This window comes from Salinibacter sp. (assembly GCF_042218895.1).
Lineage (GTDB): Bacteria > Bacteroidota > Rhodothermia > Rhodothermales > Salinibacteraceae > Salinibacter.
The window spans coordinates 21,767-38,519 of record NZ_JBDGQQ010000115.1 but is presented as its reverse complement, the minus strand read 5'-3'; the positions used below and the strand labels follow the sequence as shown (position 1 = coordinate 38,519).

At 61.9% G+C, this 16,753-nt stretch carries 14 protein-coding genes and 1 pseudogene; 7 read left to right on the top strand and 8 right to left on the bottom strand.

Annotated elements, in window-relative coordinates:
* Positions 1 to 28 precede the first annotated feature (28 nt).
* Together ABEL04_RS10225 and ABEL04_RS10220 are read right to left on the bottom strand one after the other, a co-directional pair.
* A complete protein-coding gene (locus ABEL04_RS10225) occupies positions 29 to 478 on the bottom strand; it encodes a hypothetical protein (RefSeq protein WP_375802291.1) in 450 nt (149 codons plus the stop codon).
* Between the two features lie 1,377 nt (positions 479 to 1,855).
* Positions 1,856 to 3,322 (bottom strand): IS1380 family transposase, encoded by a 1,467-nt coding sequence (locus tag ABEL04_RS10220; protein ID WP_375802290.1) that lies wholly within the window; start codon positions 3,320 to 3,322, stop codon positions 1,856 to 1,858.
* Between the two features lie 353 nt (positions 3,323 to 3,675).
* Between ABEL04_RS10220 and ABEL04_RS10215 the strand changes: the two genes are divergently transcribed.
* Both ABEL04_RS10215 and ABEL04_RS10210 read left to right on the top strand, forming a co-directional pair.
* The gene (locus ABEL04_RS10215; protein WP_375802289.1) at positions 3,676 to 4,110 is read left to right on the top strand and encodes an antitoxin Xre/MbcA/ParS toxin-binding domain-containing protein; all 435 of its coding nucleotides are present in this window, start codon (positions 3,676 to 3,678) and stop codon (positions 4,108 to 4,110) included.
* A 42-nt stretch (positions 4,111 to 4,152) separates the two neighbouring features.
* Complete coding sequence (locus ABEL04_RS10210; RefSeq protein ID WP_375802288.1) at positions 4,153 to 4,611, top strand: RES family NAD+ phosphorylase; 459 nt, start codon at positions 4,153 to 4,155, stop codon at positions 4,609 to 4,611.
* A 490-nt stretch (positions 4,612 to 5,101) separates the two neighbouring features.
* Here ABEL04_RS10210 and ABEL04_RS10205 read toward each other — a convergent pair.
* The 6 genes and pseudogenes from ABEL04_RS10205 to ABEL04_RS10180 all read right to left on the bottom strand — a co-directional run.
* Positions 5,102 to 5,404 (bottom strand): annotated as a pseudogene (locus tag ABEL04_RS10205) (single-stranded DNA-binding protein); the annotation flags it as partial.
* Between the two features lie 314 nt (positions 5,405 to 5,718).
* A complete protein-coding gene (locus ABEL04_RS10200; RefSeq protein WP_375802287.1) occupies positions 5,719 to 6,288 on the bottom strand; it encodes a hypothetical protein in 570 nt (189 codons plus the stop codon).
* Positions 6,289 to 6,541: 253 nt separating this feature from the next.
* Positions 6,542 to 7,366 carry a hypothetical protein gene (locus tag ABEL04_RS10195; protein WP_375802286.1) on the bottom strand — a complete coding sequence of 275 codons (825 nt, stop codon included), beginning with the start codon at positions 7,364 to 7,366 and terminating at the stop codon, positions 6,542 to 6,544.
* Between the two features lie 831 nt (positions 7,367 to 8,197).
* Complete coding sequence (locus ABEL04_RS10190; protein ID WP_375802285.1) at positions 8,198 to 9,271, bottom strand: hypothetical protein; 1,074 nt, start codon at positions 9,269 to 9,271, stop codon at positions 8,198 to 8,200.
* A 100-nt stretch (positions 9,272 to 9,371) separates the two neighbouring features.
* On the bottom strand, positions 9,372 to 10,196 hold the full coding sequence (radC, locus tag ABEL04_RS10185; RefSeq protein ID WP_375802284.1) for a DNA repair protein RadC: 825 nt from the start codon (positions 10,194 to 10,196) through the stop codon (positions 9,372 to 9,374).
* 321 nt (positions 10,197 to 10,517) lie between these two features.
* A complete protein-coding gene (locus tag ABEL04_RS10180) occupies positions 10,518 to 10,697 on the bottom strand; it encodes a hypothetical protein (protein ID WP_375802283.1) in 180 nt (59 codons plus the stop codon).
* 113 nt (positions 10,698 to 10,810) lie between these two features.
* Here ABEL04_RS10180 and ABEL04_RS10175 point away from each other — a divergent pair, with 113 nt between their 5' ends.
* The 5 genes from ABEL04_RS10175 (at position 10,811) to ABEL04_RS10155 (ending at position 16,706) form a co-directional block, all read left to right on the top strand.
* The gene (locus tag ABEL04_RS10175; protein WP_375802282.1) at positions 10,811 to 11,092 is read left to right on the top strand and encodes a metal-sensitive transcriptional regulator; all 282 of its coding nucleotides are present in this window, start codon (positions 10,811 to 10,813) and stop codon (positions 11,090 to 11,092) included.
* A 1,111-nt stretch (positions 11,093 to 12,203) separates the two neighbouring features.
* Positions 12,204 to 13,232, top strand: coding sequence for a DUF2231 domain-containing protein (locus ABEL04_RS10170; RefSeq protein WP_375802281.1), 1,029 nt, complete (start codon positions 12,204 to 12,206; stop codon positions 13,230 to 13,232).
* 165 nt (positions 13,233 to 13,397) lie between these two features.
* Entirely contained in the window at positions 13,398 to 13,982 is a 585-nt protein-coding gene (locus ABEL04_RS10165; RefSeq protein ID WP_375802280.1) for a cupredoxin domain-containing protein, read from the top strand.
* A gap of 221 nt (positions 13,983 to 14,203) precedes the next feature.
* Positions 14,204 to 14,587 (top strand): hypothetical protein, encoded by a 384-nt coding sequence (locus tag ABEL04_RS10160; RefSeq protein WP_375802279.1) that lies wholly within the window; start codon positions 14,204 to 14,206, stop codon positions 14,585 to 14,587.
* Between the two features lie 217 nt (positions 14,588 to 14,804).
* Positions 14,805 to 16,706 carry a copper resistance system multicopper oxidase gene (locus ABEL04_RS10155; RefSeq protein ID WP_375802278.1) on the top strand — a complete coding sequence of 634 codons (1,902 nt, stop codon included), beginning with the start codon at positions 14,805 to 14,807 and terminating at the stop codon, positions 16,704 to 16,706.
* Positions 16,707 to 16,753: the final 47 nt, after the last annotated feature.

Sequence of the window (16,753 nt, the reverse complement as noted above, 5' to 3'; positions counted from 1 at the left end):
GGCTCCCGGTCCTACAGGCTTCTCGGCGCTACCCCGCGTCCCCGGAGGCTTCGTCCCCGGAGGCTTCGTCTCCAGAGGCTTCGTCCCCGGAGGCTTCGTCTCCAGAGGCTTCGTCCCCGAAGGCCTGCCCCACGACCTCCGCCAGCCCCGCCCGGTAGCGCTCCCCGCCGGCCTCGACCGTGAGAGAGGCCACCGCCTCCGGCCGAATCAAAATCAGATCCATCTCGAAGAAGCCCTCCATCCGAATCTTCAAAATCTGGCCCGCCTCCCCGAGACCCCGGCTCGGAATCTTGGCCGTGGGGGCCTCGACCACCTCCAGGGCCGGCTCCCCGGACCTGGGAAAACGGCCCTTTTCCAGGGCCCGGACCGGCCCGATCCGAAACGGCTCCTCCTCGCCTGCAAAACGGATCGTCACCGCGTCGTACGGGGGCTGGGGGAGAGGCGTCTCCCGGCCTGCGGGAGCCTCGGTTGAAGGCATCGGGGTCAGGGCCAATGGGTCAGAAGAGCACGGCAGGAGAGCGCCGGCCCGCCGGCCGGCGGCGGCGCTCGGTTGTTCTCTCGGTTTTCCGCTTGTAGGAGTCTCTGATTCCTCGGGTCTCTCGTTCGTCGGGTCTCTCGTTCGTCGGGTCTCTGGTTCCCGGCGTCTCTGGTTTTCCGAATTTCTAGCGCTCTAAACCTGAACGTCGGGGCATTGGTCCGGGCCGGCCTGGGGTGGGAGGGAGGAGGCAGCAGCGCCGGGCGCGCGGAGGTGCTGGCGCAGCTACTGGAGGAGCAGAGATGGGGCCCCCGGCGTGGAACCTCCGGCGTGGAACCTCCGGCCCTGCCGGATACAGCGATGGATGAGGCAAGGGCTCTCTCGGGGCGCGAGAAGCCAGATCTCGGCACGCGAGAAGCCGGTCGGCACGCGAGAAACCGGATCTCGGCACGCGGGGAGCCAGGCCACTGCCTGGTTGTCAAGACCAGCTGGTTGTCGAGACTGGATGCCTCGGCGCTGTCTCTTGCCCTCGCGGACGCCAGCGCCGGGGCGTCAACGCCGGGGCGCCAACGCTAGGGCGCCAACGCTAGGGCGCCAACGCTGGGTCGCTGAGGCTTCTGAGGGGGCAGATTGCCGGCAGTCTCCTGCGGGTGTTTTTCCGTGACTTGACGGTTTGATAACGCCGCGGTAATGCTCCTGCCCTGCCGAGTGGCTATTCTACACCTGCACATCAGCCCTTTCGGCACGTCTCTTTTGGCACGTCTGCCGGCGCCCGGTCCTTGGTGGGGACCGGGCGTTTTTATTCGCCTCTCAGGCGACTGGGAAAAACTCCCGCGGGCAAACCCCAAATCTCCCTGTTTCAACCTTGGCTCGCTCAGGGATTAGCTCGCCTAGAGATTAGCTCGCCCAGGGATTAGCTCGACTAGAGAACGGCTGAGGGCGCATTTCTCAGCACAGGCGCACCTGACCAGCCCGGTTCTCCTGGCGCAGGTGTCCCCAAGCGCAGGTGTCCCCTGGCGCAGGTGTTCCCTGGCGCAGGTGCCGGGCGTTTCTACTGGCGGAGATGCACCTGTAGCCGTGCAGATGCCGGCGGCGTTCAAATCGAAAATGACCCGACCTGGAATGACCTGACTTGGACCTAAATTGAGCGGTTTTCGATTTTGAGGAGGTCTCCTCTCCGATTCGAGGTTCCGTTTGGAATCCTCGGTTCTAAACAGTCCGGTTCGGAGAGAATGGTGCCGCGCGTTGCAGTCTCATTTTGGCCTTTGGAAGGCCAGCCGGACCGATGGACGATCAAAATGTCTGGTTTGCGTGCAGGCCCCCAACGATTCGCCGTCCCGCCCCGTCCGATCTGTCGAAAACGCTCCGCCGGCCCCCAGGTCACCTCCAGACAAAGCGAGGCGGATCGGCGACCTGCCGGAAGAGCTTTCCGAGGTCGAGCCTACGGGCAGTCGCCTCGGTCACCTTGAGGACCATCTGGCGGCCGGTTTTGACCAGCTTTCCGGCAATGTCGATCACCTCTCGGCGAAGCCGAATGGCATAGGAGGAGAGGGGAATCCGCGCTTCGGAGCCCTCGGGTTCCTCCGCCCCGAATGCGTCCTCCTTAAACGCTTCGTAGAGGTTGAAAGACAAAAGCATCATCGAATAGAAAGCCATGTTCTGGAAAAACCCCTCGAACGGCATCCGCTCGGTTCCAAAGTCCTTGAGCGCCCGGTGAACCAACTCATCCCGGCCCCGGCCGTGATGGGTCTCAATGACGTTTTCGGTCTGAATCAGAGAGCTCTTTCCAGCCTCCTTGAGCCGCCGATCAATCGGCCCGCCTTGGCCAAGGTTCGTATAGATGACGCTGTCTTTTCGGGCGAAGGCCAGCTTGCGCTGGCCCTCCTTCCGACGGAGCCGAACGTATATCATCCGGCGAAACTGGCTCCAGGTCCCCCGCCGATCTCCCCGCTCGTAGTAGGCCCACTCCCGGGAGCTTTCCGGATCGCTTTGGGAGGAGTCGTTCTGATAGGTGGACCACTCCTCGGCCCTACGCCCGGCCTCCTCCCTGATCTCCTCCAAAAGGCGCCCGCTGCTGACGTAACCGATTCCCAGCTCCTCGCAGGCCTGGTAGATCTCCTCGTCGCAAAATCCAGCGTCCATCCGCACGACGATCGGAATCTCCTTCCCGAGGGCCTTCCGGATCTTCTTGGTCAGGTGCCGAATCGCCTTCGTTGCCGTCTCCCCGTCGTTCGAATGCTTCGACCCGCCCCGCGGGAGCGCGTCGGCCACAAACCGGCCCCAGGTGACCTGAAACGGATGAAACCCCTCCACGCCTTTGTAGGTCGGCTCGACGCCCTCGCGCTTTTCAGCGCCATCGTTATCCCAGGCCTCCGTGTCCATCCCCAAAATCACAACCTCCGGATCCCGGACAGGCGAACACGTTCGCCAAAGCCGCCAGAGAAACACCTGCTGGATCAGCCTGCGAAACAGCCAGATCCGGCCCAGAGAGAATCCGTAAAAGAAACGCTTAATCTGGTGGGAGGAGGCCATCGATTCTGGGCTCACCTCGATCGCCCCGGCGTAGCCGTCCTCCGCCTTCAGCTCGTCGAACCGCACCAGCGAAAAGCGGGTCCCGTCCAGAAAAAAGCAGATGATCTGATGAAAGAGAACCGGGATCGGAAGCCCCTTCTCCGACTTCCGCAACGACCCGAACAGTCGTTCCAGCAGGGAAAGCAGCCCGAGGTTGCGGAGATACCGGCTGAAGAGGACCATTCCCGCTCGCGAAGTGAGCGTCTCGCCGGTCGTCTCGACCTGATCGATCGAATCGAAGTCCTCAGAGTTGCAAAAAGCGCCGGTATCGGTCATCTTATCGGTGGTTGTTTCGGGTCACCTGTTGGGTGAGCGAGTGGCGCACGCCCCTGCTCCATGCAAGGCCGTGCGCAGCATCAACTTACCCAACAGGTGGCTTTTTTGTAGCCGGAAAACCGCTCAGGTTAGGTCCCCGTCTCTTCTCAGCGGGGGTCATGCGCATGGTGAATCAAATCTTCCAAGAGGAATCAGGTGCGAAAGTGGAAGCCTGAATCATCATTCCTATAGAATAGGAGGACGCTTCACATAATCGGAGAAGGGCTCATACGGACCATTTGGAGGAGACAGCATGTTCGAATGATCGGTATTTCAAGTGAAACCCTCTATCTTTCAATTGGGGGACTCCAGTCATGAGCACCGCGATTCCTCTTTCCACCGGGGGGACAACATCTGATTTTCCCGAGCTGGAGGTTGAAGAACCGACCGGTCTCGTCTCGGCAGTGCGAGAGGGGGTTCCAACCGAGCGGTTCGATGCCCTAAAAGATCTGTTGGACGTCCCGACTAGAAAGCTTACCGATGTGGTTGGCATCAGCCCCTCGACACTGAGCCGCCGGCGCAAGCGTGGTCGGTTTTCCAAAGGTGAGTCTGAGCGCATTCTTCGGATTGCCCGGATTGCCCTTCGTGCCGTAGAGGTTTTGGACGGTCCCGAAAACGCCCAAAAGTGGCTTATGGAACCGACCCGAGCATTGGGCGGAGAAAAACCGCTGGAGTTTGCAGATACGGAACCGGGAGCTCGGGAAGTCGAGCGGCTTCTCATCCGCCTGGAGCACGGCGTATATAGCTAAGCAGTTGACCTGCTCGCTATTCTTTGAACGGAGAGGGTGATAATGACACGAGTCTGGCGAATTGTGAAAGAAAAATACGCCGACTCGGCCTTCAGTGGGGAGGGGGCGCGCCGGGCGGGAGGACGGTTCAACAGTCCCGACAATCCAGTCGTCTACTCGTCAGAATCCCTTGCTTTAGCAGAGCTTGAGATCCTGGTCAATCTGCCAACTGATCGACTCCTGTCGAGCTATGTGGCGTTTCGTGCGGAAATTCCTGATAGCCGTGTCGAAGCGCTCGATCACACCAAGTTGCCTGAAGGCTGGCGGGAGGACCCTGTCCCCGACTCTGTTCGGAAGATTGGAGACCAATGGCTAAAGTCGGAGCGCTCCTTGGCGCTTCGCGTTCCGAGTGCCGTAGTCCCGGCCGAAGACAACATTCTAATCAATCCCGAGCACCCGGCCTTCGAAGAAGTTAAAATAGAGGGACCGTTTGACCCAGAGATCGACGACCGTCTTCAGTAATTACCTCGGTCTGATTGGTTGCTCTACTTGGAGATGCACCCAACGCCGGGAGCCTTCCGGCCCCCGACGCGAGCTCTCTCAGGTGAGGAAATCCCTTCCGATTGCTACCTCAGAAAGGCATCTCTTCTCTATCGGGGCTGGACGTAGTGCCGTTGGATGCTTCCGCGCGGCGTCGAGGTTCCTCAGTGGAGCGGCCGTTCTGCCCTGCTGGCCGGCCCAAGAGCACCATCTTCCAGCTCATCTTCCGCACCTGCAGAATGTCAGGAATTACAACGGTATCTGAGCCCTTCTCGCCTCCAAAATTTGTCATTCTGGCATCCATTGAGCATGATCGAAGCACCTGCCAACTGCCTTGCGCTCTACTTCGAGAGGCAGAAAGACCGAAGCCGGGATCATGTTTGCCTAAACATACCATATTGACACCAAATGTTGAGGTTTAATTCTTCAAAACCGGCCTCCCCGCCGGTGGGGGTGCGGAAGACGGGTTCCAGGCTTTGACCTGCGTGGTCTGGCGCTTGTTGCCGTCCCGGTCTTCCCAGCTTCGGGTCTGTAAGGAGCCTTCGAAGTAGACCTGAGAGCCGGTCTTCAGGTATTCGGAGCAGATCTCCGCGAGGCGGCCCCAGGCGACGACCGTGTGCCACTCGGTCTGGTCGACCCGCTCCCCGTCGCTGTTGGTGTAGGACACGTTGGTGGCCAGGCGCATGTTGCAGACCGCAGACCCCGAGCCGGGGTAGCGAAGCGTTGGGTCCTGGCCGAGGTTGCCAATGAGGATGACTTTGTTGACGGACGTCATAACAGGTACCTCCAAAATTGGATGTCTGTGGATCGAATGGAGAAAGGGTTTTCGAGAGGAGGCACGTAGCGCTTCTGCCAACCGGTCTCACTGAGGCGAGGCCGGGTGGCAGAAAAGAGCAGTGCCTTCTCGTAGACTGCCGCCCATCCGATCCAAAGGGCAGCCTCTATGCTGAGGGACCTGTCGAAGCACGCCCGTCTTGAAACGAGGCGCTGTGCTACTCGCCAAAATCCTATCAGTCAAAATCAGGCTCGAAGCGATAGGTAGAGCTCTTTTTCTTTTTGAAGAGTCGGTCCCGCTCACGGGTCGTCTCCTCATCGGTGGCCTGCTCGCGGAAGAATTTCTTGAGGGCATTCTTGTCGGCCGCCACTTCGATCGTCGTGTGGCCAAGCGTTTGGCAGAGCTTGTCGTAGACGGCAGCGGGGACCGGTCCCCTTCACGGAAAGGCGCACCGGGAGGCCACGGCTTATGGCATATTTCCCAAGCTCGGAGCCACTGGCCTTCCAGGTCGTTTTCCAGACGGTGCGCCTGCCGGCATAGCCGGCCGGGCCGTTGTAGTTGCCGTTGTGATCGATGTAGTTTTTGAGGGGAACGGTCAGCCAATCAAGTGAGCGCTTTTTGGCCTCGATCCGCCGGGTGCGAATCTTCTTGACGCGGGCGATTTCCTCGCGCATGGCAACCTCTTCTGCCTCGATTTCTTTCTGGAGGCGACCGACGACCCGAAGGGCCGCGTACATGTCGCCACTACTGCTGACGGGGAGGGGATGATCGGGGCTGCTCGGCGTGGCCTGAAACGCCTCGTCATCCAGCCGAGACGTGTCAAATCCCTGCTCTTCGAGCTCTTGGCGGAGACTTTCTTCAGAGAGAAGTTCGACTGTGCGCATGGGCGGGTTTCCTGGTTGAATGGTCGGTGGCTGTGAAAACTTGTGAGGCTCCCGCCCTAGCCCCAAAGAACCTGGCAAGTTGATTTTCCCTCATGAGAGGACGGGGCCGGTGCCGGGAGGCTCAAGCACCAGGGGGCCTGAGCCTCCCGGCGCGCTGAGCCCAACAGGACGAAATCAGCAGTTCTCCCTGATAGAAGGGAATCCTGATGGAAGAGAATCGGCTAGGCGGGGCACACGGAAGCGCCGAAAGGGCTTACCGCTCGTAGGAGACGGGCACCTTGTCCCAGGAGTACTGCATCTGGGCCTGGGGACCTGGCGCGTAGACCTCCAGGAGGGTCATCGTCCGTGAGCGCAGGGTCGCCCGCTCCTCGCCCTGGAGGGACAAAAGCTTCTCTTCGATGTGAGCCAGGCAGGCATCCGGGGCCGCCAGGATGTACTGCTTTGCGCCCTGGACCCAGCTGCTTACGTCGGTCCAGCCGTGTCCGCCCTGAAGGAGATAGCGCTTCTCCTGAGCTATGGCGATTGTGACGATCGTGATCGTTTGCGCGATGGGGCTGAGAAGCGGCTCGTAGGTGCGGCGCCGGTAAGGGGCGAGGCATCGGAAGAGATCCTCAAGGTACCACTCTCGCCGCCCTGCTCTCACGCTGGTCCATTCTCCCGGCTCGTTGTAGAGGGCCGGGTTCATCTCCACGTCTGGGTAGCCTGCCTTGCTCGCTTCAGCCTTACCAACCTTGACGAGGTGCCCATAGGCCGCGTGCCCACTAGTCGTGAGGAGGAGTTTCTCTCCGGTCAGAGGGTTTTGCTTGGGGGAGACCTGCTCGGTGTCTTCGAGGAGCCCTTTTTTGACGAGGCGACGGGCACACCGGAGGGTCTGCCCACGGAGGTCGCTCCACGTCTCGCGCCCTGTGCCTACAGGGCTGCCCGTGGGACTGCCCCCTCCTATGCGGCCGATCAAATCTGTTTCCTTCTCCGTGATCCGCTGGGCCAAAATGCGTCCCCGCACGTCCATGGGGAGATCCGTTTTCTCGAGGAGCAGGTCCTCGAAAGCTGTCGTGCGAGCCGCGTGTCCCTTTGGCATCCTTGCGTCGCCAGCGTTTCGGCACGGCTTTTTGGGAGCGGCTCCACACTCGGGGCACGGGACCTGTCGGTTTGGGGGCACCTGTCGATTTGGGGGTGACTGTCGGTTTGTAGGAAGCCCTCCCTTGGGAGAACACGTTGGATGCAGCTCGAGGTCCTTGGGGCGAATCTCCGGCTGTTCGCTTTCCCCGCACGAGTCACTGCTCGTCTCTTGTCCCGGCTCCTGCACGCGCCGTGCCTCCCGTCCCACAAACGAAATGGTCTCCTCTTCAGGCAAGCCGTCGGATTCAGGTGAGCCCTCGGAAGAGCTGACTGAAGAGCAAGCTACGTCTATCTCACGATCCATCTCACGAGAGGAGTCCTCCCCCGTTACATTGGCAAGTGATGACTCTTCGCCGTCCGACTCTCCGTTCGAATAGGTGGCGCTCCGCGTGGCACTCTCGTAGCCGGCGGCCTGCATTGCCTCTGGGCTGAAGAAGATGTCTACGGGCCAGAGGATGAGAAAGCCGTCCCACGCGCTTCCGGCGCCTTGGCCGTCGGAGTACACCTTTTTTCCGACCTCGACCCACTTTTCACGGGCGTCCCGCCACTTCTCCATCGCGTTCTCCGATTGCCGGAGCCAGCCCATCTGCGAATCGGGAAGGACTTCCCAGGCTCGAATGACCGGGAATTGGGAAGAAGGGCCTTCTCGCCTTTCAGCGACGAACCGGCGGATGCTCGTCCCCGGGGCGCTCTCAGCTGAAATTGAGGAGGCGCACCTGCCCGATCGGATTTCGAGGACGTGCCGTGTTTTCTTGCTAGGCGGGCCTTCTGCGTGTTCGGCGATCTCGTCCTACTCGGCCCTTGAGACGAGAAGCGCCTCGCCCGATGGGATAAAGGAGTCTGGAAGGGAGGGGGCACCTGCACCGGAGGCCGGGCCATTTTCCCCGGAGGGATTCTCTTCTGAACCCGTCTTCTCATCCCCCTTTTCGTTGACATCACGCGCCTCGATGGAACCGATCTCAGGGCAATCCTCTTCGGGGCCGCCCTCGTTAAGGTTATTTTCTTCCGGATCTCTATCTTTGAGACCAGTCGTTTCAGGAGCCCCTTCAGGGCATGTGTCGCTCGGCCCTCCGAGTCTGCTGCTGCCGTTCTCACTGCCCCTGCTGCTTTCAGCTTTGCATCCGCCACTCCCACTGCGGCCGGTCTTCTCCACGTAGCGAACGTACCACTCTGCTTCCAGGAGGGCACTTGCGTTGAGCAGGCCATCCGGGGATTCCCCGCTACCTTCTCGATTCGAGGAAACTGGAGCTGAGGGGACCGGCCCCGCGTCGATCCAGAGGAGAGGCCAGGGGAGCCGCTCCCATTGAGACCGAAACCGTAGCCAGGCAAATCGGCCCCGAATCCCGCTGGTGCGCAAGGCGCGGGCAAGCCGCTTTTGGTGGGTCCGATTCCTCTCGGCATCATCTCTTTCGGGCGGGCGTTGGGGCAGGCCTCTCTCGTAGTGGTAATGAACCAGCCTGGTGACCACCCGCTCGGTGCGAAGCGAACAGAGGGGTAAGGGAAGCCAGCCGCTCGCCTCCAGTTCGCGGAGGGTCTGCCACGCGACCCATTCGCGAAGATCGCGTTCGAGGCCTTCCGTGCGGGAGAGGACACGCCTTTTGAACTCCGCAGGCCTTTGCGCCTGACCGATCGCCTTCTGGAGGGACGTTGCTCCGACGAGAAGGTCGCGCTTGCGGGCCTCGGCCATCTCGGCATACCACTCTCCGAGTGCCTTGTCGCGAGCCCCGATGAAGAGGCGCTCGCCGCCTTCGAGAAAAGGATTCTCCGAAAGAAGCCGCGTCTTGCCCAGCCACGCCGAAAGGCGCCCGGCGGGAAGAAGGACAGGGGAGGAAGAAGTTGTTTGGTCAGTTGATAGAGCAGGCATAGGTTTGATCTGGACAGGTGATAAAAAATGAAGAGGAACCCGAAGGGCGCCACCGGGCCTCTCGGGATCTGGAGGCCGGGTGGCGCGCGGCGTAGAGCCCTTAGGAGATGACGCCTCGTTCGGCGAGGCTCGTGTGGCTGGTCCCAGCGATGATGAGGTGGTCGTGTAGGGGAATGCCCATCACCTCTCCGGCACTGGCAATTTGCCGGGTGATTTTGATGTCCGCCCGGCTGGGCTCGGGATTGGCCGAAGGGTGGTTGTGAAGGGCGATGATCGCGGCGGCGTTGCGGCCGATCGCCGACCGAAAGATGGCCCTCGGCTCCACGATGGCGGCGCTCAGGCCCCCTTCACTGACCGTCTCGTCCCCGATAATGACGTTGGCGGTGTTCAGGAAGACGATCTTGAAGACCTCCGACGTGAGGTCTCGCATCAAGGGCCCGTAGACCCCGGCCACGTCCTCCGGGTTGCAGACCTGCACCCGTTCTCCGGCCCGACCGGACTCGATGCGACGGCCCAACTCGATGGCTGCCGCGAGGCGGGCGGCGGTTTGCTTGCCGATGCCGGGAAGGGCAGTCAGCTCCAGGACCGGCCGGTCGGAGATGCCCGCCGGCGTCTCGAAGCGCCGGAGAAGCTCGCGGCCGATGTCGACGGAGGTGATGACCTCCTCGCCCAGGCGGGTGCCCCGCCCGATCAGGACGCTCAAGACCTCCGCGTCAGAGAGAGCACTCGGGCCGGCGCTGAGGAGCTTTTGCCAGGGACGCTCCCCGTCGGGCCACTCGCTGACCTGCGTTCGGACGAGAGTCCTGTCTTCAGGGGATAAAGGTGACGAGGGAATTTCTGAAGGGTCGAAATCAGGGATCCTCTGATTGGTTCGGGTCTCATCAGAAGAAAGCGAAGGAAACAAGGTCGGTTGGGTTGCAGGCATGGACGTAAGGACATTTGGGATGAGCGTGTTCTCGACGACAACACGCTCAGGCCATGTCCTTAGGCGTACCGATGTCTCGGACTGATCCGGGGCTCTCCTATCACGACGCTTCTGACAGATGTCGGAAAGAAAGGGAGGGCAAAGAAACGTCTCTGACGCAGGAGACTTGGGGACGCGTTTTAATCTTCGTCGTCAACTCCAAAACAGATGCAACCTCGGCAACCACATTCTTCGATTTCCCAGTAGATCGGCCGAATCAATTTTTAAAGATACAGGGAAGGGAGAAACATTCGTTTTTGGGTACGGGTAGGGGGTATCCCATTAATAGCGAGTGCGCCACCCCTCCTCCATCGCGATGGGTAAAACCGAGTGGGATACAATTCCAATCAAAAGAGGACGCTGGGAACCCGGGTGTGCATCCGTGAACGTCTCGACACCAGTGATGGCGTGGAGGTCCGGGACGTAAACATCGTAGCTCTTGGCGTAGACGAAGTTGAACACGAGTCATCGATCATCTCGAGATGTCGCCTGTCCACAGCCATCAGCAAGGCCGGATACGAGTTCCAATCATAACATTGGGGTAGGCTTTCGTTGATAAGACCCCCTTTTTTACCATGCAGCTAAGCAAGGATAAACGACAAGACTTCCGCTCTCGGCTCAGTCGCATCGAAGGGCAGGTTCGGGGTGTCCAGCGGATGGTTGAGGAGGAGGACCGCTACTGCGGGGACATCCTCGACCAGATCCACTCGGTGCAGCAGGCCCTCAAGTCGGTCGAACGGAAAATCATTCGCAACCATCTGGAAACGTGCATGACCGATGCGATTCGAGGTGGCGACGAGCAGGCCGTCCAGGAAAGCTACGACGAGGTCATGGATGTGCTCAAAAAGAGGATTTAACACCGCTCCGGCACCCGAACGCTCGACCAATCGGTAGGCCTTCCTTCAAGCAGGCCGTAAACGACGAGCAGGAATGTCTCCCGCACTAAGAACCGAAAACCCACAGGCAACGGAGCGGGCCTCACTGTGGAGCCTCACTGCAGGGCTACAGATCGTCCAATGCGTGACACGTCCTTTCCATATCGCCTTTTGATGGCCCTGGGAGTGGCCTCTCTCCTCCTCGCCGCAGGGTGGGGGGAAGCGCATGCCCATCCGTCCCACTCAGGTGCCGCAACGACGAATGCGGGAGGCCTGCGGCATGCCGCTTCTACGTCGGCGCTGGACCACGCGGCTTATCTCCCCGCCGACCGATCGACTTCGCCCATGCCACTGGGGCATTGCCCGAGCGGGCTCTCGTTGACCTGCAGCCCCCCGCCCGCGATCGTGCCGGCGGTCGCCGTTTCTCTCCCTGAGCCGACAACCCGACGCCTGACCGGTGCGGCAGTGGCGGATTTATCTCGCGCGCACATCGCCCATCGAAGAGAAGAGCCCGTGAGCCGGGAAGAAGGTCCACCTCCCCCGCCGACGCGTCCCCGTCTCCGGACGCAACGATTTCTGATCTAGTCTTGACCGAGGGGCAGCCGCCCTGATCAGAAACTACACTCCAGCTTAGCCCCTCCAGCATAGCCACGGCAAGCGCAAAGATCACCGGTAACCCTGGACGCGCGAGAAGCAGCCAGGACGAGGTTCGGGGTAGGAGTCCTCGAGGTTGCGGGTCTTTCTGCGAATCGAGTGAAAAAGGAAGGGTGGTCCATCGACCACTGCGCCGCGGCTAAGTCTCCCGCTTCCGGAAGCCCTGACTAAGGAGGTCCTACCGTTCGGAAGTCTTGCCGGACGAACGCCCGGTGGCCTGACCTCAGTGCAATGGGCCGTCGCAGCAAGTCTTTGCGGCTGCTACGCCTCTGGGCAACCGGCCGGGAGGATCTACGCCTGCCCAGAACTGCTCACTGGAGAGGTCTTATGTCCTGGGCTGCCTTCCGTTGACCTCTTCTCCTTTTGTTGCTGAGAGGTCTGGCCGACGCCAATCTGGTTTCAAACCGTCTTCCTTCTTATCCAATCCCCTTCTCAATCCATGGAACTGATTCCTGACTGGGCGCCCAACATCCACCCAATGATCGTGCACTTTCCCATTGCCCTCATCGTCGGGGCACTCGGGGCCGACATATTTTCTCTGGTCCTACGCAGATGGGAGTGGCTCCGTCCGGCCACGGTGGCCCTCTACGTGGTCGGCGGGGCGAGTGCCGTTGTCACCTACTTCACCGGCACCTGGGCCGCCGACGCAGTGTCGGTGCCGGCCGAGGCCCAGCCCGTGCTCACCGAGCACTCGAACCTCGCGTGGTGGACGATGTGGTTCTTCGGCGTCTACGCGCTGGTGCGCCTCGGTACGCATCTCTGGTCGAGGACGCGTGGACGCATCGCCGTGCAGGGCCTGCTCTTCGTCCTCGCCCTCGGAGGGTCGTATCTGCTCTACGAGACGGGAGACCACGGGGCCAAGATGGTGTACAAGTACGGGGTTGGCACAGGCCACGTCGACACGACCCAGGCGGTCGCCGAGCCGGGCCTCACCGTTGGCACGAGCGGGTGGCAGTGGCAGCCCCAGTCCGACACGGCGTGGACCGGGCGGATGCGGTGGCTGGAGGGCACGCCGTCCGACGTGCAGGCCACGCTCGATACGACCCGCACGGGCTCGGTCGCCCTCACGCTTCGCGCGACGCGGCCCGTCACGTTTGTCGTCCCTGACACGCTGGGGGCCGTGCAGGTCACCGCCGAGGTGAATCAGGAGGAATTCGACGGGACCGTGTCGCTTCTCCACCACGTCCAGGACGCCGAGAATTACGACTTTCTTGCCGTAAGCGGAGAAGCCATCCAGCAGGGGCGCGTGTCCGGGGGAGAAGAGACCGTCATGGATGAGGCCGCCGTAGACCAGAATGGGTGGGTCACGGTTCGGGCCGTCGGGGACGGGACGCATTTCCGGGGCTATCTCGGCAGTAAGCTCGTGACGCACCCTCACGGCGACGCGATGGGTGCCGGCACGGTGGGCCTACGACTGGAGGGAACCGGAACCGTCCGTCTGCGGAAGCTCACTGCCCAAGCACTATGACTCGCTGCGAACCGGTTCCTCATTCCAACCCCATACTGAGTAGCATCACTACGAAGAAGACAACCATCACCGCGTTTTTCACAAGACCAAACCCCTTTTGTCATATATCGAACGCTCAACGCATCGACCCTCGGCGCCCTTTTGCGAACCGCTCTCGCTGGAGGAATGGCCCTGGTTCTCGTGGCCTGCGGGGCCGGCAAGAGCCAATCGTCGGAAGGCACTAATTCGAATGCAGCTACCTCCTCGATGGCCGGCACCTCCGCGAAGGTGATCGAGGTGACGATGAAAGACTTTGCCTTTAAGCCCTCGACCCTGACCGTTCCGGCCGGGAAAAAGGTGACCCTGAAGTTTACCAACACGGGAAAAGTAGAGCACGAATTTATGGCCGGAAAGAAGATGGCAGGCGAAGGAGAGGGCTTCGAGAATGATCTGTTCGCCGGCGTTTCGGTGAAAAAGCAGAACCCCGACGAGACCGCCGAGGAGGGTGAACACAGTGAGGAGGATGAACACGCTGAGGAGGGGGAAGAGCACGCGGAGGAGGACGAACACGCTGGAGGAGAAGAACACGGGGAAGAGCATCACGGGACGATGCTGGCCCTCAAATCCGGAGAAAGCGGCTCCATGACGTTTACGCTGCCGCCGTCGAAGGCCGGGACGTACACCATTGCGTGCTTCGAGACGACCGGGCAGAAACACTACAAGCTGGGGATGAAAGGAACCCTGAAGGTGACCGCGTCGGGCCAAAAGTAGCTCGCGGAGTCCCCGTTTAGCGGCCCGATCTGGTTTTCCTTTGCAGCGTCGTTAGGTGCCAACGGCGCTGCAAAGGGCCGGGTACGGACCGGACCCCCACGGTGAGGAGGGCTCCACTTGGGAGAGAGGAGGGCTTCAAGAAATGTCTACGGGACGGACTGAAACAAGTACCCGTACCCCCTATTAGTACCCACGCTGTTTTCGACCTCTACACGTCTGTCATGACACGCTCGCCGACATACCGGCTTCTGGCAGCTCTGACGGCCCTGTTCCTCGGGCTGGGCTGGGGGGCGTCCCCGGCGCACGCTGCTTGCGGGTCTCTCGGCACGACCGCTCCTGATCGGTGTTGCGTCGCCGACTCCGCCGAGCACTGCGAGAGCGACCGTGCGCCCACCTCCGCGGTGTGCCTCACGCACTACGCCAGTCAAGAGGCCCTGACCAGCACGTCCTCAACGCCCGACGTGCAGGGCGGAGGGACCGTCGGGGCAGAGGTCGAGCCGGCGGGGCCGCCGACAGGCACGGTCATTTCATCTCTTTGGTTTGATCGGCGCACCGCCGAACGCGCGGGTCGTCTGCACCTCCGCGTCAGCGTGTGGCTTGAGTGAAGGGGTGCGGTGTAGTCTCTCCGCGCAACCCTCTTTCGAGGAACTGCTTCTTCCAGGAACGACCTCCTGAGGAAGCCTCTCTCGAAAGGAGCCTGCGGTCTCGGTGAGATTGCACCACGTGCCCTGGGTCCGTTGTCCGCAGTATCGAGTTTTCGAGCGGACCTAAGCGTCCCTTCTACGTCAAACCTTCAAGACTACGCAAACCACAACGATGAGCATGACCGATCCAACCTCTAATTCAACGGCCTCTGGCGCATCTCCGTCAGACATTGACCCCAGCCCTGTCTCCCGCCGCGACTTCTTGCGCAGCGCCGGGGCCCTGACCGCCCTGGCGGGCGTGCAGGCGATCCTTCCCGGCTGGGCGCAGGCCCAGCCGGGCGGTGCCCAGGCCGGCCTTCAGCCGCTTGAGCCGACCTACCGTGACAGCCGCCGTGTAGAGTACGACCTCACGATCGAAAAAACGTCCTTCGAGGTGGCCGGGAAGCGCGCGACGGCGATCACTCACAACGGCACCGTCCCGGGGCCCCTCATTCGCCTGCAGGAAGGCAAGGAAGCGGTCCTCCGGTACACCAACAAGCTCGAGAAGGAGACCTCCATTCACTGGCACGGCCTGCTCATTCCCAACCAGTACGACGGGGTCCCCAAGGTCAACTACGCGGGCGTCGCGCCCGGCGAAACCTTCGAGGCAGGGCCCTTCGAGGTGCGCCAGTACGGCACCTACTGGTACCACAGCCACTCCGGCCTGCAGGAGCAGCTCGGCCACTACGGGCCGCTTCTGGTCGATCCGGCCGGAGGAACGCCGTTCGAGTACGACCGGGAGCACGTGGTCGTCCTCTCCGACTGGACCTTCGAGGATCCGCATCAGGTCCTGGCCAACCTCAAGAAGGGGGAGGGCTACTACAATTTTCAGCGGCGCACCGTCGGGGAGTTCTGGAGCGACGTGGGCGAGAACGGCTTCTGGGACACGCTCAAAAACCGCCTCATGTGGGACCGGATGCGCATGAGCGCCACCGACCTCTCGGCCGTCCGGGCGCCGGCCTACACCTTCCTGATGAACGGACACGCGCCCGGTGCGAACTGGACCGGCCTGTTCAACCCGGGCGAGCGGGTGCGCCTGCGGGTCATCAACGCCAGTGCCTCCTCCATCTTCGACGTGCGCGTGCCGGGACTGGAGATGGACGTGGTGCAGGTGAGCGGCCAGAACGTGGAGCCGGTAACCACCGACGAGTTCCGGATTGGGACGGCCGAGCGCTACGACGTGATCGTGGAGCCGACCGAGGACCGTGCCTACACGGTTTTCGCCGAATCCCTCGACCGGAGCAGCTACGCCCGCGGCACGCTCGCCCCGGAGGAGGGGATGGAAGGTCCCGTGCCCGAGAAGCGGGAGCGCCCGACCCTCACCAAGGCCGACATGGGCATGATGGAGGGCGACATGGAAGGGGACATGGAAGGCAGCATGGCCGGGGGCATGGCTGGCGGAATGGCCGCGTCCGGAAACGCCGCCTCCGAAGAAAGCGGCCTTCGGCCACCGGGGACCCTCCCGGAGCCGGTGATGCACGAACCGGACGAAACCCACGGTCCCGCCGAGGCCCGTCCGCCGATGATGACGCGGTCCCGGCTGCATGAGCCGGGCATCGGACTGGGCGGCGACGGGCGCCGGGTGCTCACCTACGACCAGCTCAAAGCCCTCGACGAGAAAGACGAGTTCCGGGCGCCGGACCGGGAGGTCGAGCTGCACCTGACCGGCAACATGGAGCGGTTCATGTGGGGCATCAACGGCGTGGAGTTTTCCAACGCCGACCCGATCCGCATCAAGCACGGGGAGCGGGTGCGTCTCACCATCGTCAACGACACGATGATGAACCACCCGATGCACCTGCACGGGCAGTTCATGGAGCTGGAAAACGGCCACGGGGAGAAGGCCCCCCTCATCGACACGATCACCGTCAAGCCCGCCGAACGGGTCTCGCTCCTGGTCGACGGTCACGAAGTGGGACCCTGGTTCTTCCACTGCCACATCCTCTACCACATGGACACCGGCATGGCTCGGGTGGTCTACGTCGAACCGGAGCCCGGAAGCGACGAGGAGTTTCACTACGACCATCCCTCCATCACGTAGGCGACGCCCGCACCCGGCCCCGCAACGACGGGGCCCCTTCTCCCTGT

Excerpts from the sequence above, each read along its gene's own strand:
- radC (WP_375802284.1), bottom strand. The coding sequence starts at position 10,196 with ATGCCTGCAACCCAACCGACCTTGTTTCCTTCGCTTTCTTCTGATGAG.
- ABEL04_RS10175 (WP_375802282.1), top strand. The coding sequence starts at position 10,811 with ATGCAGCTAAGCAAGGATAAACGACAAGACTTCCGCTCTCGGCTCAGT.
- ABEL04_RS10215 (WP_375802289.1), top strand. The coding sequence starts at position 3,676 with ATGAGCACCGCGATTCCTCTTTCCACCGGGGGGACAACATCTGATTTT.
- ABEL04_RS10170 (WP_375802281.1), top strand. The coding sequence starts at position 12,204 with ATGGAACTGATTCCTGACTGGGCGCCCAACATCCACCCAATGATCGTG.
- ABEL04_RS10195 (WP_375802286.1), bottom strand. The coding sequence starts at position 7,366 with ATGCCAAAGGGACACGCGGCTCGCACGACAGCTTTCGAGGACCTGCTC.
- ABEL04_RS10200 (WP_375802287.1), bottom strand. The coding sequence starts at position 6,288 with ATGCGCACAGTCGAACTTCTCTCTGAAGAAAGTCTCCGCCAAGAGCTC.
- ABEL04_RS10155 (WP_375802278.1), top strand. The coding sequence starts at position 14,805 with ATGACCGATCCAACCTCTAATTCAACGGCCTCTGGCGCATCTCCGTCA.
- ABEL04_RS10225 (WP_375802291.1), bottom strand. The coding sequence starts at position 478 with ATGCCTTCAACCGAGGCTCCCGCAGGCCGGGAGACGCCTCTCCCCCAG.
- ABEL04_RS10220 (WP_375802290.1), bottom strand. The coding sequence starts at position 3,322 with ATGACCGATACCGGCGCTTTTTGCAACTCTGAGGACTTCGATTCGATC.
- ABEL04_RS10165 (WP_375802280.1), top strand. The coding sequence starts at position 13,398 with ATGGCCCTGGTTCTCGTGGCCTGCGGGGCCGGCAAGAGCCAATCGTCG.
- ABEL04_RS10160 (WP_375802279.1), top strand. The coding sequence starts at position 14,204 with ATGACACGCTCGCCGACATACCGGCTTCTGGCAGCTCTGACGGCCCTG.
- ABEL04_RS10210 (WP_375802288.1), top strand. The coding sequence starts at position 4,153 with ATGACACGAGTCTGGCGAATTGTGAAAGAAAAATACGCCGACTCGGCC.
- ABEL04_RS10190 (WP_375802285.1), bottom strand. The coding sequence starts at position 9,271 with ATGCCTGCTCTATCAACTGACCAAACAACTTCTTCCTCCCCTGTCCTT.